General features: G+C 61.6%; 19 protein-coding genes. 4 read left to right on the top strand and 15 right to left on the bottom strand.

Annotated elements, in window-relative coordinates; translation table 11 throughout:
* The first annotated feature begins 25 nt into the window (after positions 1–25).
* Complete coding sequence (locus FBX99_RS16260) at positions 26–2,464, top strand: TonB-dependent receptor (RefSeq protein WP_145132085.1); 2,439 nt, start codon at positions 26–28, stop codon at positions 2,462–2,464.
* A 62-nt stretch (positions 2,465–2,526) separates the two neighbouring features.
* On the opposite strand, the gene FBX99_RS16255 is transcribed toward FBX99_RS16260, so the two are convergent.
* Positions 2,527–3,678, bottom strand: coding sequence for an MFS transporter (locus FBX99_RS16255; protein WP_144930158.1), 1,152 nt, complete (start codon positions 3,676–3,678; stop codon positions 2,527–2,529).
* A 179-nt stretch (positions 3,679–3,857) separates the two neighbouring features.
* Here FBX99_RS16255 and FBX99_RS16250 point away from each other — a divergent pair, with 179 nt between their 5' ends.
* Positions 3,858–4,850: a diaminopimelate epimerase gene (locus FBX99_RS16250; protein WP_145132084.1), complete on the top strand. Its 993-nt coding sequence runs from the start codon at positions 3,858–3,860 to the stop codon at positions 4,848–4,850.
* 180 nt (positions 4,851–5,030) lie between these two features.
* On the opposite strand, the gene codA is transcribed toward FBX99_RS16250, so the two are convergent.
* From codA to FBX99_RS16205, 9 genes are all read right to left on the bottom strand, one after another.
* Positions 5,031–6,278, bottom strand: a complete 1,248-nt coding sequence (gene codA, locus FBX99_RS16245; RefSeq protein ID WP_144930160.1) for a cytosine deaminase — start codon at positions 6,276–6,278, stop codon at positions 5,031–5,033.
* A gap of 14 nt (positions 6,279–6,292) precedes the next feature.
* Entirely contained in the window at positions 6,293–7,564 is a 1,272-nt protein-coding gene (codB, locus tag FBX99_RS16240; RefSeq protein WP_144930161.1) for a cytosine permease, read from the bottom strand.
* A 256-nt stretch (positions 7,565–7,820) separates the two neighbouring features.
* Positions 7,821–8,672, bottom strand: coding sequence for a DNA cytosine methyltransferase (locus FBX99_RS16235; RefSeq protein ID WP_145132083.1), 852 nt, complete (start codon positions 8,670–8,672; stop codon positions 7,821–7,823).
* Entirely contained in the window at positions 8,633–8,833 is a 201-nt protein-coding gene (locus tag FBX99_RS16230) for a Com family DNA-binding transcriptional regulator (protein WP_145132082.1), read from the bottom strand. Before FBX99_RS16230 ends, FBX99_RS16235 begins: the two co-directional genes overlap by 40 nt.
* 2 nt (positions 8,834–8,835) lie before the next feature.
* A complete protein-coding gene (locus tag FBX99_RS16225) occupies positions 8,836–9,345 on the bottom strand; it encodes a DUF4376 domain-containing protein (RefSeq protein ID WP_145132081.1) in 510 nt (169 codons plus the stop codon).
* A complete protein-coding gene (locus tag FBX99_RS29020; RefSeq protein ID WP_218570868.1) occupies positions 9,339–10,283 on the bottom strand; it encodes a glycine-rich domain-containing protein in 945 nt (314 codons plus the stop codon). Before FBX99_RS29020 ends, FBX99_RS16225 begins: the two co-directional genes overlap by 7 nt.
* Positions 10,283–10,828, bottom strand: a complete 546-nt coding sequence (locus tag FBX99_RS16215) for a phage tail protein I (protein ID WP_145132080.1) — start codon at positions 10,826–10,828, stop codon at positions 10,283–10,285. The genes FBX99_RS29020 and FBX99_RS16215 overlap by 1 nt, the downstream gene beginning before the upstream one ends.
* A complete protein-coding gene (locus tag FBX99_RS16210) occupies positions 10,821–11,942 on the bottom strand; it encodes a baseplate J/gp47 family protein (RefSeq protein WP_145132079.1) in 1,122 nt (373 codons plus the stop codon). Before FBX99_RS16210 ends, FBX99_RS16215 begins: the two co-directional genes overlap by 8 nt.
* On the bottom strand, positions 11,926–12,312 hold the full coding sequence (locus tag FBX99_RS16205; protein ID WP_256664074.1) for a GPW/gp25 family protein: 387 nt from the start codon (positions 12,310–12,312) through the stop codon (positions 11,926–11,928). The genes FBX99_RS16210 and FBX99_RS16205 overlap by 17 nt, the downstream gene beginning before the upstream one ends.
* A gap of 101 nt (positions 12,313–12,413) precedes the next feature.
* Here FBX99_RS16205 and FBX99_RS16200 point away from each other — a divergent pair, with 101 nt between their 5' ends.
* Positions 12,414–13,187, top strand: coding sequence for a hypothetical protein (locus tag FBX99_RS16200; RefSeq protein ID WP_145132077.1), 774 nt, complete (start codon positions 12,414–12,416; stop codon positions 13,185–13,187).
* Here FBX99_RS16200 and FBX99_RS16195 read toward each other — a convergent pair.
* The 5 genes from FBX99_RS16195 to FBX99_RS16175 are packed head-to-tail and all read right to left on the bottom strand — an operon-like array spanning position 13,184 to position 18,345.
* Positions 13,184–13,717 carry a phage baseplate assembly protein V gene (locus tag FBX99_RS16195; protein WP_145132075.1) on the bottom strand — a complete coding sequence of 178 codons (534 nt, stop codon included), beginning with the start codon at positions 13,715–13,717 and terminating at the stop codon, positions 13,184–13,186. The two genes, FBX99_RS16200 and FBX99_RS16195, sit on opposite strands and share 4 nt — an antisense overlap.
* Positions 13,714–14,766 (bottom strand): phage late control D family protein, encoded by a 1,053-nt coding sequence (locus FBX99_RS16190; protein ID WP_145132073.1) that lies wholly within the window; start codon positions 14,764–14,766, stop codon positions 13,714–13,716. Before FBX99_RS16190 ends, FBX99_RS16195 begins: the two co-directional genes overlap by 4 nt.
* Positions 14,754–14,960 (bottom strand): tail protein X, encoded by a 207-nt coding sequence (locus FBX99_RS16185; RefSeq protein ID WP_145132072.1) that lies wholly within the window; start codon positions 14,958–14,960, stop codon positions 14,754–14,756. Before FBX99_RS16185 ends, FBX99_RS16190 begins: the two co-directional genes overlap by 13 nt.
* On the bottom strand, positions 14,960–15,841 hold the full coding sequence (locus FBX99_RS16180) for a phage tail protein (RefSeq protein ID WP_145132070.1): 882 nt from the start codon (positions 15,839–15,841) through the stop codon (positions 14,960–14,962). The genes FBX99_RS16185 and FBX99_RS16180 overlap by 1 nt, the downstream gene beginning before the upstream one ends.
* Positions 15,841–18,345 (bottom strand): phage tail tape measure protein, encoded by a 2,505-nt coding sequence (locus FBX99_RS16175; protein WP_256664073.1) that lies wholly within the window; start codon positions 18,343–18,345, stop codon positions 15,841–15,843. The genes FBX99_RS16180 and FBX99_RS16175 overlap by 1 nt, the downstream gene beginning before the upstream one ends.
* A gap of 40 nt (positions 18,346–18,385) precedes the next feature.
* Between FBX99_RS16175 and FBX99_RS16170 the strand changes: the two genes are divergently transcribed.
* A complete protein-coding gene (locus FBX99_RS16170; protein WP_145132066.1) occupies positions 18,386–18,646 on the top strand; it encodes a hypothetical protein in 261 nt (86 codons plus the stop codon).
* Positions 18,647–18,666: the final 20 nt, after the last annotated feature.

Raw genomic sequence — 18,666 nt, 5'->3', positions numbered from 1 at the left:
GCGATTCGACAGGACAAGGTTCGACGTGAAAACCCCCGCCAAAAACAACAACCGCACTTCTGCACGCTGGCTGCCGCTGGCCTTGACCCTGGCCGTCAGCGCCGCGCTGCCCCAGGCTTTCGCCGAGCAGGTCGCCACCGCCATTCATATCCAGGCGCAGCCGCTGGGCCAGGCCTTGAGCCAGCTCGGGCAGCAGACCTCGTTGCAGGTGTTTTTCAGTCCGGAGGTGGTGGCCGGCAAACAGGCCCCAGCCGTGGACGGCAATCTGTTGCCGGAAGCGGCCTTGCGCCAACTGCTGCAGGGCAGCGGGCTGCGCTACCAACTCGATGAAGGTTCGGTAACCGTGTTGCCGGTGCCATCGGCTTCCACCGCTGGCCCGATGGAACTGGGGGCTACCGAGATCCAGGTGGTGGGCGACTGGCTCGGCGACGCCAACGCTGAAGTGGTGCAGAACCATCCCGGCGCGCGGACGGTGATCCGTCGCGAAGCGATGGTGGAGCAAGGCGCCATGAATGTCGGCGATGTGTTGCGGCGCGTGCCGGGCGTGCAGGTGCAGGACGCCAACGGCACCGGTGGCAGCGACATTGCCCTGAATGTCGGCGTGCGCGGCCTCACGTCACGGCTGTCGCCACGTTCCACCGTGCTGATCGACGGCGTGCCGGCGGCGTTCGCGCCCTACGGCCAGCCGCAATTGTCCATGGCGCCGATCTCTTCGGGCAACCTGGACAGCATCGACGTGGTACGCGGCGCCGGGTCTGTGCGTTATGGGCCGCAGAACGTAGGCGGGGTGATCAACTTCGTGACCCGCGCCATCCCGGAAAAAGCCACTGGCGAAATCGGCACGACCCTGGAAACTTCCCAGCGCGGTGGCTGGAAGCACATCGACACGGCGTTCCTCGGTGGCACTGCGGATAACGGTTTGGGCGTTGCGCTGCTGTATTCAGGTGTGAACGGCAACGGTTATCGCCAGAGCAACAATGGCAACGACATCGACGACGTCATCCTCAAAACCCATTGGGCGCCCACCGAGGTGGACGATTTCTCGCTGAACCTGCATTACTACGACGCCCGGGCCGACATGCCGGGCGGGCTGACCCAGGCACAGTACGACGCCGACCCGTACCAGTCCGATCGCGACTGGGACAACTTCAGCGGACGGCGCAAGGACGTTTCGTTCAAGTGGATCCGGGAAATCAGCGACCGCACCCAGGCCGAGGTGCTGACTTATTACTCCGACAGCTACCGTGGCAGCACCATTGCCGCCCGGGACCAGCGTACGTTGGTGTCCTACCCGCGTACTTACTACACCTTCGGCATCGAGCCACGGGTGTCCCATGTATTCGACCTCGGCGCCACCACCCAGGAGGCCAGTGTCGGTTATCGTTACCTCAAGGAAGGCATGCACGAAGAGGCCAGTCGCCTGGCGTTGCGTGATAACCAGCCGGTGGTGCGTCCGGGCTCCGACGGCCATGTCTATCAGGACCGTACCGGCGGCACCGAGGCCCATGCGGTCTATATCGACGACAAGATCGACGTCGGCAAATGGACCCTCACCCCGGGTATTCGCTTCGAAAGCATCAGCACGCAATGGCACGACCGCCCGGTGCTCGACACGGCCGGCCGTCCGGTGCAGGAGAAACGTCGCAGCATCGACAGCAACGAGCCGTTGCCGGCCCTGAGCGTGATGTACCACCTGACCGATGCCTGGAAGCTGTTCGCCAACTACGAGACCTCGTTCGGCAGCCTGCAATATTTCCAACTGGGCCAGGGCGGCGATGGCAACAACACCGCCAACGGCTTGAGCCCGGAAAAGGCCAAGACCTACGAAATCGGCACGCGCTACAACGATGACGTGTGGGGCGGGGAAGTGACGCTGTTCTACATCGACTTCGACGACGAATTGCAGTACATCAGTAACGACGTGGGCTGGACCAATATGGGCGCCACCAAGCACCAGGGCCTGGAGGCCTCGCTGCATTACGACCTGGCCGCGCTGGACCCGCGCCTCGAAGGCTTGAGTGCCAATGCTGGTTTCACCTACACCCGGGCGACCTATGAAGGTGAGATCTCGAGCTTCAAGGGGCGTGACCTGCCGTTCTACTCCCGCCAGGTAGCGAACGTGGGGTTGCGCTACGAGGTCAATCGCTGGACCTACAACCTCGATGCCTTTGCCCAGTCCAAACAACGCTCACCGGGCAATAGCGTCAATGCCGATGGCAGCTTCAGCGACAACTACCACACCGACGGCAGTGCCGACGGGCAATTCGGCGACATGCCGGGCTACGTGCTGTGGAACGTGCGCGCGGGTTATGACTTCGGTGAACAATTGTCGAACCTGAAACTCGGCGCCGGGGTGAAAAACCTGTTCGATCATCAGTACTACACCCGCTCCAGCGACAACAACTCGGGGATCTACGCTGGCGCGCCGCGGACGTTCTTCGTGCAGGCCAGTGTTGGGTTCTGAAGCTTCTTACTGCCTCTGTGGCGAGAGGATAAATCCCCTCGCCACAAGGGGGCCGGGAATATTCAGACTCTCAGGATCTTCCCGCTGGCCGCCACCACCACTAGCGACAACGCCAACAGCCCGAAGGCCAGGCTCAGGCTGCTGCCATGGGCGACGAAGCCGATCAGCGCCGGGCCGGCGAGGATGCCGGCGTAGCCGATGGTGGTGATGGCCGGCACGGCAATCGCTTCGGGCATTAGCGTCTGTTTGCCGACGGCGGTGTAGAGCACCGGCACGATATTCGAACAGCCGGCACCCACCAACGCGTAGCCCAACAGTGCCGCCTGCCACATCGGCGCCAGGGTGGCCAGCAGGAAGCCGACCGCGGCTGTGGTGCCGCCATAGATGATCACCCGCCGGGCGCCCAGGCGATGCACCAGCGCATCGCCGGTCAGGCGGCCGACGGTCATGGTCAGCGCGAACGCGGCATAACCCAGCCCGGCGTAGGCGGTCTCGACTCCGCGCTCGGTGGCCAGGAACACCGCGCTCCAATCCAGCACCGCGCCTTCGGCGAGGAACACGATGAAACACAGGATGCCGATGAACAACACGATGCCGTGGGGAATGGCGAACGCCGGGCCCGAGCTTTCACTGCCATAGGGCAACAAATGCGGCGCCGCCTTGAACAGCGCCACCAGCAGCAATCCATTGACCACCAGCGTCGCGCCCAGCGGCGACAGTCCGAGGCCGAGCAACGCACTGACGCCAGCCGCGCCGATGATTCCGCCGAGACTGAACATGCCGTGGAAGCCCGACATCATGGTCTTGCCGCTGGCCCGTTCGACGATCACCGCTTGCAGGTTCACGGTCGAGTCCACTGTGCCGAGCCCGGCGCCGAACAGGAACAGCGCGGCCACCAACCAGGAAAACGTGCTCATCGTCGCCAGCAAAGGCAGCGCCAGGCAGATCAGGATCGTGCCACCGCTCAGCACCCGCCGACAGCCGAACCGCGCCGCCAATGCGCCGGAAATCGGCATCGCCAGGATCGAGCCGACCCCCAGACACAACAACAGCAGGCCGAGGGTGCCTTCATCCAGGTTCGCCCGCACCTTGGCGTAAGGCACCAGCGGCGCCCAGGCGGCGATGCCGACGCCGGCGATGAGGTAGGCGATGCGGGTGGACATCTGTTCCAGGCGTCCGGGAACAAACGTGGGTGGAGGAATGATGGCAGTCATGAATCGTCCTTGGCTTTGCGAAGCTGTGGTGCGGGTGGGACCCCTATGCTGGCATATCCACTGACCTCACGGCGACCTCAAGGTGCCGACCGAGAGCGCTGCATCGCGAGCAGGCTTTGCTCCCACGGGCCTGGACAGCATACAGTGGCGGCCCTGCTGGTTGAATGCGGATCGGGCCCATGACGCAGTTCTATGATGCACGCGGCAATATCTATGGTGTCGTCTCACCGCAACAAGTCCTTGACCAAGGGGTAGACCTGCCGCCATCGGCGGCCCTGGCGGCACAAGCCCGTGAATCCTGGGCAGCGGCTGCGGTGCAGGCGTTTTGCGCCTGGGCGCCGGGTGAGCAGCCACCGGGCGCCAAGGCGCATCGCAGCGACGGACTGTTGATCGGGCCGTTCCAGGATGAACCGCCCTTTGATCTGTTGATCGTCAACACCGACGGCACCCTGGCCGAGCGCAGTGGCAACGGCCTGACCATTTTCGCCCATGCCCTGCAGGCGCAAGGCCTGATGCCGGGAGAGAGCGATTGTGTGTTGCGGGTTCATCACGACAAACCCGCAGGTTCGTCACCGCTGCAGACGTCGGTTCGTGCCGCCGAATTCGAAGGCGCCCCAGGCTTCTGGCTGGACCTTGGGCAACCGCTGTTCGGGCCTCGGGCCGTCGCCGCGCAAACGACGGAAAGCGTGCGCTTCAATCAGCGCGAAGTCAGTCGAGTGGCGGTGCTGCAAGCGTTGAACCCGGCGTGGGGCAACAGCCAATTTGTGAGCATGGGCAATCCTCATTGCGTGACCTTGGTGGACAGCGCCGAAGCGTTGCCGAGCAACGCGCAGATGCGCGCCCCGGCACTTTCCCAAAGCTTGACTCGCATCGCTTATGCCTTGCCCGGTGGTGCTGGCATTCCATGCCCGGCGGGTGTGAACCTGCAATGGGCCTGGCTTGAGGCAGAAGGGCGAATCGCTGCCCGGGTGTTTGAGCGGGGCGAAGGGCCGACCGCTTCTTCGGGCACCAGCGCCAGTGCCGTGGCCAGCGCCGCGTGGCGAGTGGGGTGGGTGAAAGCCGGGCCGGTGAGTGTGGTGATGCCGGGGGGGACGGCACCGATCCTGCTGACAGAGGCGGGCGGGGAGTTGGTGCGGGTCGGTTTGTTTGGGGCTGCCAGAATACTTGAATGATGGGGTAAGGCTGCCGGCCCCTTCGCGAGCAAGCCCGCTCCCACATAAGTTCTGAGTCGAACGTAAAGTTCATGCCCACTGAAGATCGAGTGTGGGAGCGGGCTTGCTCGCGAAGAGGCCGGCATGCCGAACATCAATGCATCCGGACCAACGCCATCGCAATCAGGCTTCCATGTGATCTCAGCCCAACTGCGGCCCAAACTCCACCACCGGCATCTGCCGTTTCATCAAAACCTCACCGTTGCGAATCGAGTAGAGCGGCAGCCCCTGGCTGCGGATCATTTCGTAGTCGCTGTCGGCCGACAGGATCAGCAGGTTCGCCGGGCGTCCGGGTTCTAACCCGTAGCGTTCGCCCAAGGCCATGGCCTTGGCACTGTTGTCGGTGACCAGGTCCAGGGCGCTTTGCAGGTTGCGGTAGCCGAGCATATGGCAGATGTGCAGGCCGGCTTCGAGTACCCGCAGGATATTTCCATTGCCCAGGGGATACCACGGGTCGACGATGGAGTCCTGGCCGAAACACACGTTCATCCCGGCCTCCAGCAGTTCATTGACCCGAGTGACGCCGCGGCGTTTCGGGAAGGTGTCGAAGCGTCCCTGCAAGTGGATGCTTTCGGTGGGGCAGGAGACGAAGCTGATGCCCGAGTGCCCGAGCAGGCGAAACAGCTTGGCGCAGTAGGCGTTGTCATAGGAGCCCATGGCCGTGGTGTGGCTGGCGGTGACCCGGGCTCCCATGTCGCGGCTGCGGGCTTCTTCGGCCAGCACTTCGAGGAATCGCGAGTGCGGGTCGTCGGTTTCGTCGCAATGCACGTCCACCAGGCAGCCGGTGCGTTCGGCCAGGCCCATCAGGAATTTCACCGAGCTGACACCCTGGTCGCGGGTGTATTCGAAGTGCGGAATACCGCCCACCACATCGGCACCCATGCGGATCGCTTCTTCCATCAGCTCGCGGCCGTTGCGGTAGGACTCGATGCCTTCCTGGGGAAACGCGACGATCTGCATGTCGATCAGATGACGATTTTGCTCGCGCACTTCCAGCATGGCCTTGAGGGCGGTGAGTGCCGGGTCGGTGACGTCGACGTGGGTGCGCACATGCTGGATGCCATGGGCGGCAAGGGTCTGGATGGTTTTTGTCGCGCGGGTCCGGGTGTCTTCTTCGGTGATGGTGGCCTTGCGTTCCCCCCAGCACTCGATGCCTTCGAACAAGGTGCCGCTCATGTTCCAGCGCGGCTCGCCGGCGGTGAGGGTGGCGTCCAGGTGAATGTGCGGCTCGACGAAGGGCGGTACCACCAGGTTGCCGCCGGCGTCGAGGTCCTCCGGGCCGAGGCTGGGGGCTTCGGTCTGGCGGGCGATGCTGGCGATCAGGCCGTTTTCCAGGTGCAGTTCATGCAAGCCTTCACGGTTGCGCAGGCGGGCGTTGATGATGTGCATCGGGCGAGTCCTTTTTATAGGTCTTGGAGTGGCGCGTCAGTGATCCGGGTACCCATTACGCCGATCAATAGCACATACGTTAGCGCGCCAGTGGCGATTCCTACCAGCGGTGCCACCCAGGGTGAATTGAACGCCGCGACCGTGCCGAGTCCATAGGCCAGCAACCCCGGCCAGTTGAAGGCGGGCAGCCGTGCATCGGCCAGGCGTGGATAACGCCCGCGCCAGCGGAAGAAGAAGTCGGCCATGATCACGCCACCAATGGGCGGGATCACCGTACCCAGCAGGATCAGATACGGCACCAGCATGTCGTACATGCCCAGCAACGCCAGCAGGGTACCGATCACGGCGCCGCCCAGGGTGACGGTCTTGCGTCGACGGGTGCGTAGCAGGTTGCAACCGGCCACGGCGAAGTTGTAGATGGTGTTGTCCTGGGTGCTCCAGATGTTGAGCAGCAGCATCGCCATCGCCGCCATGGCGAAGCCCTGCAACAGCAGTACTTCGACCACGTCCGGCTGCTGGTAGACGATGGCCCCGTAGGCGCCGATCAACACCATCAGGCCATTGCCGAGGAAGAAACCGATCAGGCTCGCCAGCACCGCGACTTTCGCCGAGCGGGAAAACCGGGTCCAGTTGGTCGCCTGGGTGGCGCCGCTGACGAAGGTGCCGAACACCAGCGTGATGGCAGTGGACCCGTCGAGGCTTGCCGTGGGCACCACCGCCAGCAAGCCCTCCAGACCCCCGACCTTTACCGTCGCGACCCACATCGACAGCATCAACAACAACATCATGGCCGGCACGGCGATGTACGAGAGGATCTCCAACCCGCGATAGCCGATGTAGGCCGTGGCGCAGAACCCCAGGCCGAACAGCACCATCAGTCCCAGCACGGTGCCTTCGCCCAAGCCGAAATATTTACCCAGCACCACCGCGGCGGTCGCCGTGCCCCAGGCGTACCAACCGATCTGGGTAAACCCCAGGATCAGGTCGCTGAGCTTGCTGCCGACCTCGCCAAAACAGAAGCGGCCCATCAGTACCGAATTGAGCCCGCTCTTGAACGCGATGTAACCCAACCCCGCGGCGTAGAGCCCCAGTAGCAGGTTGCCGATCACGATCACGGTGAGCATCTCGGCAAAGCTGAACGCGACTCCCAGCTTGCCGCCGGCAAACATCGTGGCGGTGAAAAAGGTGAAGCCCAGCAGCACCATGGCGGTGGAGGCCAGGCCCTTGCGGGCATGCATCGGCACTTCGCTCAACGGGTAGTCGTTGCCTGGATCGTTCTGAGTCATGTGGCGGTCCTTGCGCAGGAGGGGAAATATCGCAAGCGTGCAGCGGTCGTGCCAAGCGCATGATCGCGAGGTTATTTATAGACAATCCGGGAGATGGAGGGGGGCAGGGCGTGAAAGTGGTGCAGTGTGATGCCGAGCGCGAAAAACTCGGGCTCTGGCGCGAGGTAAATAGGGTTTAGGTTTTTTGCGGCTGATGCAAGGGAATTTCAGAATTGAGGTGAGTAGGCAGCGAGGCGATGTCCTCGCTGCCTTGTTGTTAGCCTGCTTTGATTAGCTTTTCGGCAATCCATTGCGCGATTTGCGTAACGACGGCGTTTCCGGCAGCGAAAGCTTCTGCAAGGTTGGCCGCATCCAGTCCGAGGCAAAGCCCATCATTTTCAGACGCTCGCTGCCGCTCAGCCATCTGATGCCATCCGTTCGGTTCAGCGATGAAAGTTGTACAGCCCATAGCGATCTGGGAGCCGGCTTTGTTTGCCAATAGAGTATTGGCAGCCCATGCATCCGCGGGCCGTGGCCATTGGATCTTGCTAGACGCTGGAGGTATTGCTTCCACTGGCGCGGCGTCAGCCAGCAGCTCGATGGGGGGCATTTGTCGATGACCTGCGACCAGGAATATTCGACGACGTTGCTGGGGGACTCCGAAATATTGAGCATTAAGCACTCGCCAGCATCCCACATACCCGCATTGCGCAAGGGCCCGGATGACTGTTTCAAAGTCTTGGCTATCGTTGATAGCGAGCAGGTTAACGACATTCTCAAGCACCACCCAGCTAGGTTGTGTCTCTTTGAGGATGCGTATGACTTCCCAGAACAGGCCGCTTCGTTGCCCGCGCAGGCCTCGGGTGGCTTTGTTGTCGGGTCTTGAGCCGGCAATGCTGATGTCTTGGCAGGGGAATCCGGCGGTGAGGACGTCGACGGAGCTGAGGTTGTGGGCGCCGCAGTGGCGGACGTCTTCGAACTGGACGGCGTGTGGAAATCGATCGGCAAGGACAGCCCGGTTGGTGGGGTTGAGTTCCACCTGCCAGGCGGTGCGGTAGCCTGCGTTTTCGAATCCGACATCAAAACCTCCTATGCCTGCGAACAGGCTTCCAATGATGGGCTGGGGCATGTCTGCTCTTGTATGGGCAGATGCTCAGGGCATTCGGATAGGAGGCTCGGGGCCTTCAGGTGATTGAGTGTCCGGCAGCGCGGGCACTTGATTTGTAATTCGGTGAAGCTGCGGACGGTGGCGAGTTTGCGGTGGCATTCGCCACAGCGTATGTCCTGCATGGTTATGCCCCTTGTGCTGACGGCCACCCGTGTTCAAGCATGTCGACCGTGTAGGTTCCTTCTGCCAGCGCTGTCAGCAATTGACACTCGCGGTCGAAGCTTGCTTGGACATGCGTGCGTACCGCAGTGGCGATGTCGATCAGTTGGGCTGCCGTGAGCTTGACCGGGCCGCTTAGCGCTTTCCAAACGCATGCGTAAGTCGGGTCGAGGACGGCTGACAGTGCCGCTGCGGTGATCAAGGCTTGGCTGTCACGATGGGTATCGATCCTGATGCCATTGACGGTTATGCCGGCGATTTCGTGCTGGTAGCGCACGGCGGCGATTTTTACGGCGTGGTCGATTGGTGCTGTAGGGTTGATCGTGAATCTCCCCTCCACGTACTGCATGCCTGGCAGCGTATCGCCAGGGCACGTAGTCCAAATGAGTGACGGGGGAAATCTGTCTTGCGGGTCGATGTCCGTCACTTCAGCCACTGTTGCGTTTTCTATTCGTGCCCACATGCTCATCACCATTGAATTGTGACCTGACCATCTGCGCCATCAGGGGCAGCGCTGCCTCCGCGTCCTGCCCCCCCGTGTCCCGGGGTTAATGGCTTACGGCTGTCGTCCCAAGAAAAATTTGATTCTCCACCGCCGCCTGCGCCCCCGTGGAAACTCGTATGGTTCGAATTACCAATAGCGTGACAGGCCGCTCCGATGGAGTGATTTTCGTCACCACCCCAGCCCTGCCCTCCATGGGGTGCTTTTCCATTGATCAGGCCGCCACCGCCACCCGAGGCGGCGACGGCTGTGCCAAATGACGAAGTGCCGCCCCCGGTGCCGGTCCCTCCGTCTACCAAGGCGCCAATGCCGCCTGCGCCCACCGTGACGGTTACCGAGGCTTTGCCGCTGAGGTCATGGAGTTTTCTAGCTATCCCACCGCCTGAGCCGCCGGAAGGACCTGGAAGTGTTGCAGATCGAGCGCCGCCGCCACCGCCGCCAATGACTTCCACCCAGACCTTGGTCACTCCTGAGGGCACGTCCCAGGTGTATATCCCCGGTTTGCTATAGACCGCTCTACCACGGAATGGGAACAGCTCGGCCAGCGTCCGTGGCGTCACTATGGTGCGGTTGTCGGTCCCTGATCGAACCTCGCTAGATGTGGCAATCTGCGCTATTCCAGCCCTGCTTGCGGTCGCTTGAACGACCTTGGCGCCGATCGCCTGGAAGACTCTGAGTGCATTCATCGGTTTGCCGGTATCGGCGCCTTTCTCTGCTTCACGCTGGCTGGCAAAGTCGATACCGGAGCCATCCAGAAATGAGTCGATTTTTTGCTTCAGCCAGCTCGTTCGGTTCGCCAGTTGTTTGCCCTGTTGATTGGAAACACCGTCGGGGCCGCCCACGACGGGATCGGAAGTTTCGAGCTGGTAGATACCAGACGCCCACTCTGGTGATTCGGGTAAGTTAGCCATTAGCTGCTCCCATGGTTGTATTTGCCGTCGTAGCACGCGACGGCGTTGTAACGGATGGCGACGGATTGATAGTCGAGCGATACCAGGCGACAGCGCGCCGGGGCGACGGATAGAAGCAGCCGGCGCAGGAGTACCGCCTGGTCGTTGGTGATGACGCGCTTGAGCACAACCCGGTACAACGGCCAGGCGGAAGACTCGGTGCTCGGTTGTGCGTGTAAGCCTTCTTGCAAGATGACGTCACCAAACCCCAACAAGCGAATGACCTCGCGGATCGCCCAGGGTGTGCCTTTGAAGCGGTGCAGCTCGCCTGCGCCTTTGATCAAGTTGCGTTTGGCTTCTTCGGATTCGGCCAGTTGCCAAGCGGCTTCGTCCAAGAGTGAGAACTGGTCGGCCAAGACCGGTAGCAACGCGGGTTTCACCAAGTCGATCAGGTAAACCAGCATTACATTGAGATCCAGCTCGGCCAGCGCTTGGTTTAGTAGCTCGCATAACAGCGCGAAGCGCTCATCACCGGCCAACGCCGGTGGTAGCGGCTGATCAGTCATGGACCACCCCGGCGTCAATTAGCTGAATGGCGGAACAGTTTGCCCACTCATGGCCCTGCAACTCGTGCAGGCTTGCCGGCAGCAATAGCTGGGCGCGGTACACCCCGGTCACTTGAAGCAATGCGGTGAGTTGTTCCGGGACCAGATCGCGGCCGAGACTGGCGCGGCATTCGGCGGCATAGGTCTGTGCGGCGGCTCTCGCGGCTGCCATGGAGGCACGGCGGTCTGCGTTGGCGTAGAAGGTAATGTTTGCCTTGATCTGATAGACGATCTCGACGGGTGATAGGACGTTAACCGTGTCGCACAGGGGGCGGAGTTTTTCGCCGCTGACCTGAGTTCCAACGCGTTGGAGTAGTTCCTCCGTTGGTAGACCGGCGGTGGTCAGCGGAAATAGCGCGACATGGCCGTCTGGCTGGCCCTCGTCTGGGCCCTGCACGGCGACGTCGATGATGGACTGGTGCACAGCCAACGTGTGGTAGCGATATGCGGCGCGGCTTCCCGCGTTACTGAAGGCTTCGGGGGCCAGGATGATGCGCTCGCGGTAGCGGTCGTCGTCTTCATCTTGGGCGCCGTGGGCGGTGACTGTTGTGTTGCTGGCGGTCAGGCCTGCTGCCGGCGAATGACCGAGGGCGCTGATCTGGCCGGTGGTCCAGCCGTTACCGTGTTCGCCGACGGTCAGGCAGGTGGCGGTGACGGTCACTTGGGTGGTGCCGGGGCTCAGGGTCACGTCTTGGTCGGTGATAAAGGTCAGCTTGGCGTCTTGGGTGCTGACCCGCGTGCCCATTGGGATCAGTAGCGGTTGTGTTGGTGCCGTGGGCAGGCTGAAGCGCAAGGTGCAACGGGCCGGTTTTGCCAGCAGTCGGGGCGTGGCGACCAGTTCGCCGAGGTAGTCGAGGATCGGACCACGGGCGAAGCGCACCAGCAGCTGTTCACCGGCGTGCTGGATGCTCATCTGTAGCTGAGACACGGCGTAGGCAATCTGGTCGATGTACAGCCTTTCGATTTGGGCGGGGTACAAGGTTTTGCCGGACTTCTGTTCATAGCGGGCGATCAGGTTCGCCTCGAGCTCTGCCGGGTCGATTTTGATGAATTCGGGTTTAGGCAGGTCGCGCATAAGGCACCTCGGTCAATTGGAGGGTCTGGCCGGCGATGCCCCACCGCACCTGCACGATGATCTGTTGCGCATCGATCAGGATGTGGACCTGGACTACCGAGATGCGTGGTTCCCAGCGTCGAATGGCATCGACCGCTTCGCGAACCAGGTGTGGGGTCACGCGGTTGGTGGGCCAGTCAAGGTACAGGTGCAAGTCGCTGCCGAATTCCGGCCGATGGGGATCGCTGCCTTTGGGGGTGGTCAGGATGATGCGAATGGATTGGTCGATGTCGCGCAAGCCCTCGACGACCTCGCCGGAGGTACCGAGGGTGGGCTGCCAATGGGCGGCGGTGATGTGGGAGTACGGGATGGGCTTGGTCATGGCGCCCATGGTGCGCAAGCCTGGCACTTACTGCTTTTAATCAGCTTTAAAGATGTTGTTCGCGCCGCCGATGAGGGAGTGTCTAGAAAATATCGAAGGGAGTCGCGTCAGTGTTTGGTATCTCGAAAAAAACGGTGCGCCAGTTAGTCAAAGAGTTCTGGGTCCCTTTCCTTGTTTCTTCCTTATGGACTGTTTATGCCGTTTGGGGACCGGCTGTCACAGTCAAGGATGTCATTTCGAATTTCGGATCATCGTTCTTTCTGGCCAGTTGGCTGACAGGCCAATTGTTCAGGGTACGAAAGCAGGCCGGTGTGGAGGAAAGCTTTGGGAGTGTCGAACAGCGCCTCAATCACTTAGTTGACGAGCTGGAAAGCAAAACTCAGAACATGATCAGCCATATCACTGGCGGCGACAGCTATATGCATTACTTCCCGGTCATTTTTGTAGGCTCAAAAATACTGTGGGTCGCTATCCACAAGGGACAGTATTCATTGCAACAAGTGAACGTCACCATTACCGATGTGGAAAAGCTAAAAGGTAGTTTCAAGGCGCAGGGTCTGTTGGACTTCACTTCCAAACACCAATTAGGTGATGTCCATTGTGGTATGACCCAAAAATTCGCTGACAACGAGGTTGGCGATCGAGATCGGTTCAGCTTCAAAATCGTCACGCATTCGCGAAATGGAAAGTTTGAACAAGAAACTCGATTTGCCAGAGTCAATGGTGCCATGCGTGTTGCCTCGCGTATCAGGGGTCTTTCAGGCGTCATACATGAAGAAATTCACCCCGAGTTCCCTGGGTACACAGAAGGAACGATAAGCTGGAATAAACCACACGTTAGTGTCGGTGACGAGCAGCCGAAAAATGTCGAGCTAGCGACCTAATGACTGTGGTGATTTGAGTTGCCTTCGGCATCCATAACGCTGCCGGCTGCACTGATATCGCCCTTCACCTGCAGGTCCCCGTTCAAGGTGACCTGCGCGATATCCAACGTCGCCGAAGACGCTTTCACCACCACGGGCCCACCTGCCTCAATCGTGATGTTCCTCCCGCACTTCAAAACCAACGCCCCTACGCAATCCAACGTCATCACCCCAGCCGCACGGTCATAAGCCGAAACCGTCCCATCACTGAACCGCACGTAATCCGTATCTGCCTCTATAACCGGTGGCGGCTCTGCTGTTGAATAGATCCCGCCCAGGTACACGCCACCGACCCCATCCGCATCGAGCAGCACCGCAACCTGCTCGCCCATTTCCGGCATGAGCGGTCGACGCTGTGTGCCCTGGGTGTTGCGCAGGGGAATATTGAGCCAATAGGTCTGCAGGCCGTCGCGGTCGTCGAGGCGAACACGAATGCGGCAGCTTGGGTAGTCGATGGCGCTGACTTCGCCGTAGGCCAGGTCGATGCTCATGATGTTTCCTCTTGGTGGGTGGTGCGGACGCGGCACAGGTGTTTGTGAACCGTGTAGCCGCCGGTACGGGTGATGCGGTGGTGGGATGATGTGATGAGGTAGCGCCCGCCAAGTTGCCCGGCCGCGGCCAGGGTGACGACGTTGCCGCTGACCAGGTTGGGCTTGCCCATGGTCGTCCAACTGCCGGTGGTGCGTTCGCGGTTGGCTTTAGTCAGCTCGGCAGCGGCTCTGGCTTTGGATGCTTCAATGGAGGTGCTGCGTTTGCGGCTTTTTTGTGTGTCGCCGCTGGTGGTGGTTTTGCTGGCGCTGCTGGGCGCGGCGACGGTTTCGCCGTTTTCGAGGGTGTAGGTGATTAGTTGTTTGTTGGCGGGGTCTTTATGTTTGAGCTCGACGGCTTGGGGGACGGTTTTGATTTGGTCGCGCAGGTTCACATGGCTTAGGTCTTGGAGCACCAACGTTGCCACTGGCGCGGCGTTGGACAATTCACTGATGGCGTGGAAGACCAAGCGCTGGCCGGTGATTTTGAAGGCGTAGTCGAATTCGGCGGCCAGGTCGCGCAAGAACGTCAGGTCGGCCTGTTGCTGGGTGAGACGGTCGAGTGGGATCGCTTGGATGTTGCCGATCAGTTGCAGGCCCTGGCGGGTGGCGATCTGCCGGGCGATGGCGGCCAGCGTGGTGTTTTCGTATGCGTGGTGGTGCGTGGTGCGCAGTGCCGTTTTGATACCGGTGGCCAGGCCATGGAGGGTGACGGTTGAGGGTGGGCAGTTGAGTTCGACTTCGTCGATTTCGAAGCGGCCGAGGTCGCGCAACGGCTGGCCTTCCCAGCCGATAGACAGAGACACGCTGTCGCCGTGGCCTGGGTACCATTGATCGCGCCACTTGCCTTGGGTGTCTTCCAGCTCGACCGCCAGGCTGTCTGCCTGACCGGTGAGGTAGTCGGTGTAAGACAGGGACAGCAGGTGCTGGCTGACGTTACGGGTGATGTTGTGCTGCTGGTAGGTCAGTACGAAGCGTGCGTTGGGCACCTGGTGAGGAATCATCGCATCCATGGCGGGAGGTCTTCTGTGGTGGGGAGCGGTTGCAGCATGGGAATGGCGAGCCTAAGCCCCGCGGGCAATACGGCGCTGATAGGCACATGGGGGTTGGCCTGAACGATCGGCAGATAGCGGTGGGCGTCGCCGTAATACCGCCAGGCCAACTGGTCCCAGCGTTCGCCCTCTGTCGTGATATGCGCGATGAACATCAGGCTCTCCGGGTCAAGACGTGTGCGGCCAAACCCGCCCATCGGGCGTTGGCAGCGTCCATGGTGCTGAGCGCCTGATCGAGGGCAGCGCCGGAGGCAGCAAAGCGATCGAGGATGTTGCCCAGGTCCACAGGGTTCAAACTGTTGCGTGCGCTTGTGACATGCCCCAGTACTTGCTCGCCCAGGTGTGATAAATCGACGGTGCTGTCGAGCGCCCCCGCGACGTGGGCCAACGCCTGCAACGGCTCGATGGTCCGCGCCGTGATGCCGAGTAGCTGCGGCACCTGGCCCAGAACCAGGGGGGCGTCACGGCTCTTGACCGCACGGTAAAGGTTCTGCCCGGCCCTGAGCAGATTGGCCGCCGCCGTTGCCTGAGCGACCACCTGCTGTGTGACGCTGGGCGAAGGTATCGGCCGCGTGATCAAACCGGGAGAACCGATGGTGGCGGCTGAAGTTCCGCGCAGGGTCGCGTCGAATAGGCCGGGGCGCGCGACGTTACGGCTGAAGGGGCCGGTGTACTCCGCCAGGTTGAGCTGCACGGTGGCGGCTTTGATCTGCCCGGCGGCCGTGGCGCGCCGCCAGGTGTTGCTGATGTACCGGATGACATACACCCCTAGATATTCACCACTGCCCATGACGAAGGCCAACGGCTGGTGTTGGCTTTTGGCTTGGTGCAACGCCTGTAGACGCGCTTGGGGATCGCCCAGCACGGGGTGTAACTCAATGGTCAGGTTGCATTCATCCAAGCCTTCGCCTATCCACTCCAACAGCGGCTTGCCCTGGATGCGCGCATGCTCGGCCCAATCGGATGAGCCGTTGTGTTCCATGCCGCTGATACCGCCTGCGACGGTGAATTCGATATCGCCCAAGATGGCAAACATTAGGCGGTGACCTCGTCGGCGGGGCCGTAACTGCGGCGGCGTTTGTCGTGCAGGTAGCGTTCCATCAACCGCACCCATTCGGCATAACTGGCGTGTAAGCCTTGGTTGATCTGGTCCATTCCGGCACCGCTGGGCAGGTTGATCTGAGGCGAGAAATGGAAGGTCATTGGGCCCGCGAATTCAGAACCCGCGACGGCTGACCTTCGGCCAGTGCCGCTCATCATGCTGGCCTGGGTCACCTGCGCGGGATTGGGCGGCGCCATATCCACCGCGCTTTGGGCGGCCATGCCGAGCGCGGCCTGACGAACCAAGCCCGCCTGGGCGTGGATACCGAGGGCTGCGCCTTCGCTGATGTTAGCGCCGTAACCGATGAAAACCCGGCTAGGGGACTCAATGCCCAAGGTTTCGGTAAACCAGCCCTTAACGGACGACCCGATGCCCACGACACTGTCTTTGAGGGCGCCGGCCCTGTTGCTGATGCCGTTGACCAGCCCCGTGACCAGCAGGCCGCCGAACTCGGTGAACGTGCCCGGCAGCTCGATGCCGAAGTAACTCATGACACCGGCAAAGGCGCGGTAGAACCACCCGACCGGAGAGAAATTGACCAGTAAGCCGACGATGCCGGACAGACCACCGCTAAAGCCAGTGGTGACCTCGCCCCACAGACCGGTGAAGAACGCTTTGATCGGCGCCCAGTGCCGGTAAATCAAATACGCCGCCAGCGCTATACCGGTGATCAACAACCCAATGGGATTGAGCATCAGCGCTCGGCCAAGCCACAGGACGGCTTGCCCGGCGAGTTTCAAGCCGACCAACAACGTACCGCCAAGCATCTTGCCCAGGAACAGCGCGCCGCGGGCGACCTTGAGCAACCCGCCGCCAATACGGCTTAGCCGTGTGATGAGCGGCGCAAATGTTCCCGTCTGCCACAGGCCACGGAGCAACGCCCACTTGGCAGACAGTGCGGTGACGGTGGTGGTCATGGCCACGAACGGTGCCATGACCAGTTGGGCGCCGTAGGCCACGCCGATGAAGGCCAGTTTGCCGAGTAGCAGGCCCCCAACCAAGCCGACCAGGCCGCGAATAAGGTCTGGGTGCTGTTCTGACCAGGCCGAAAACGAGCGCATGAGCGGCACTACGGCGCGGCTGACGTCGACGATGGCGGGCAACAGCGCACTGCCGACTGAGAGGCCGATGTCGGTCAGGTTGTTGCGCAGCTCTTTCAATTGCTCTTTAGAACTGCCCATGCGCTTGGCCCAGTCCTGATCGAGCAGGCCTTGGTCGGCGGCGCTTTTGCTGCCTTGTTCGATACTGGCCAGATCCTGTTGATTCGCCAACGCGGGCCGGACAAAAGACAGGACTTGCTGGTCGGCGAATAAGGCGCCGAGCTTATAGGCCTCATCGAGCCGGGCCAGTGCCGTCTGCCGTTCTTGCTCGTCCTTGATGTTCAGTGCCTTGCCGTACTCGGCGGCCGCGGCCGGGGCCTTTCTGCCAAGGTGGGCCGTGAGGATATTGAGCATGGCCTGTGCGGGGGACAAACCCTCGCTGACCAGGTTTTTCATACTGCGCTTCAGATCGATACCGGCCTTTTCAAAGGCTTTTAACGTCTCTGGCGCGGTGAGTTTTGAGAGGAAGTTTTTGTAGTTGTTGGCAGCTTCATCGTTACTGCCGGCACCGCGGCGGGCGATCTGCAGCGAGGCGCCGATCTCGGCCACGGCGCGCTCGCCGGTCATGCCCAGGGCGGCGAACTGGGGGGTGAGCTGCGGCAGCCATTTGGCCATGTCGGCCAGCTCGAACTGACCGCTCTTACCGGCAAACGCCAGCATGTTCATGGAACGCTCCAAGCCTGCCGCACCAATGCCCAGGTTTTCGCTGAGGGCGATAGCGACCGACCCGAGATCGTTCATGCTGGCGCGGGTAGCGGTCGCGGTTTTCGCCATGACCGGCGCGTACTCGGTGAGCTCCTTGAGATTGTCGATGCCACCAGCAATGAGGATGGCGGTGCCGTTGGCGACGTCGGTTTGGGTCTGATTCCACCTGAGCGCCGCGCCACGCATGGCTAAGCTCAAGCGTTGTTCCTGCGCCGGGTTGAAACCGCCGGTGATGGCGATGTCGCGGGTCTGGTCCTGGAAATCGACGGCCGTATTGAATGACCGAACCACTGGCGCGCCCAGCGCCACGCCGGTGCCGATGACCTCCATGGCCTGGCCGCGCAGCTCCCGACGTTTCGTCCGCAGGGCATCACCGCGCTCGATGCTGGCGGTGAGGCTGTCTTGCTTGGCTTTGAGCTGGTCGATGGCGATGCCCACCGACGTGTACTGCTGACGCAGTTGGACAAGGCCGGTACCGCCACGGGCCAAGGCCGCCGACAGCGCGTTACCAATGGCTTGTTGCTTGGCCGTAAGGCCATCGGTGGCCCGGCTGAGCTGCTGCACCGTGGATTTGGCTGAGCCGAAGGCCGCATTGAAACTGCCTGAAACAACCCCGCCAATTTTTAACCCCAACAGGACTTCATTCGCCATTAGATCTAGCTACGCTTTGGGCATGTTTGAAAAAGCCGCGCTACGCACCGCCCACCTTGTTTATGCATTGGCCCTCGGCACCGGTGTGATCGGGCTTGCCTGGCTGTGCCTGGTGCACTTGCCGTTGTGGGCGGCGGTGTTGGCGTTCTGTTTTGGGCTACCTTTGCTGGCCTTGGCGGCCACCCCTTTGGCGGCGGGCGGCGCGTTGCTGGCAGGCTTGGTTGTGGGCCTTGTGACGCTGATCAGCCACTGGTTCTTTCGGCCAGTTCAAGCCGACGATTGATCTCACGCTCACACACCGCC

Origin of the sequence: Pseudomonas sp. SJZ074 (assembly GCF_007828215.1) — a bacterium.
In the GTDB taxonomy this organism is placed as follows: domain Bacteria; phylum Pseudomonadota; class Gammaproteobacteria; order Pseudomonadales; family Pseudomonadaceae; genus Aquipseudomonas.
The sequence above is the reverse complement of the archived record's forward strand: the minus strand, read 5'-3'. Positions and strand labels throughout refer to the sequence as shown.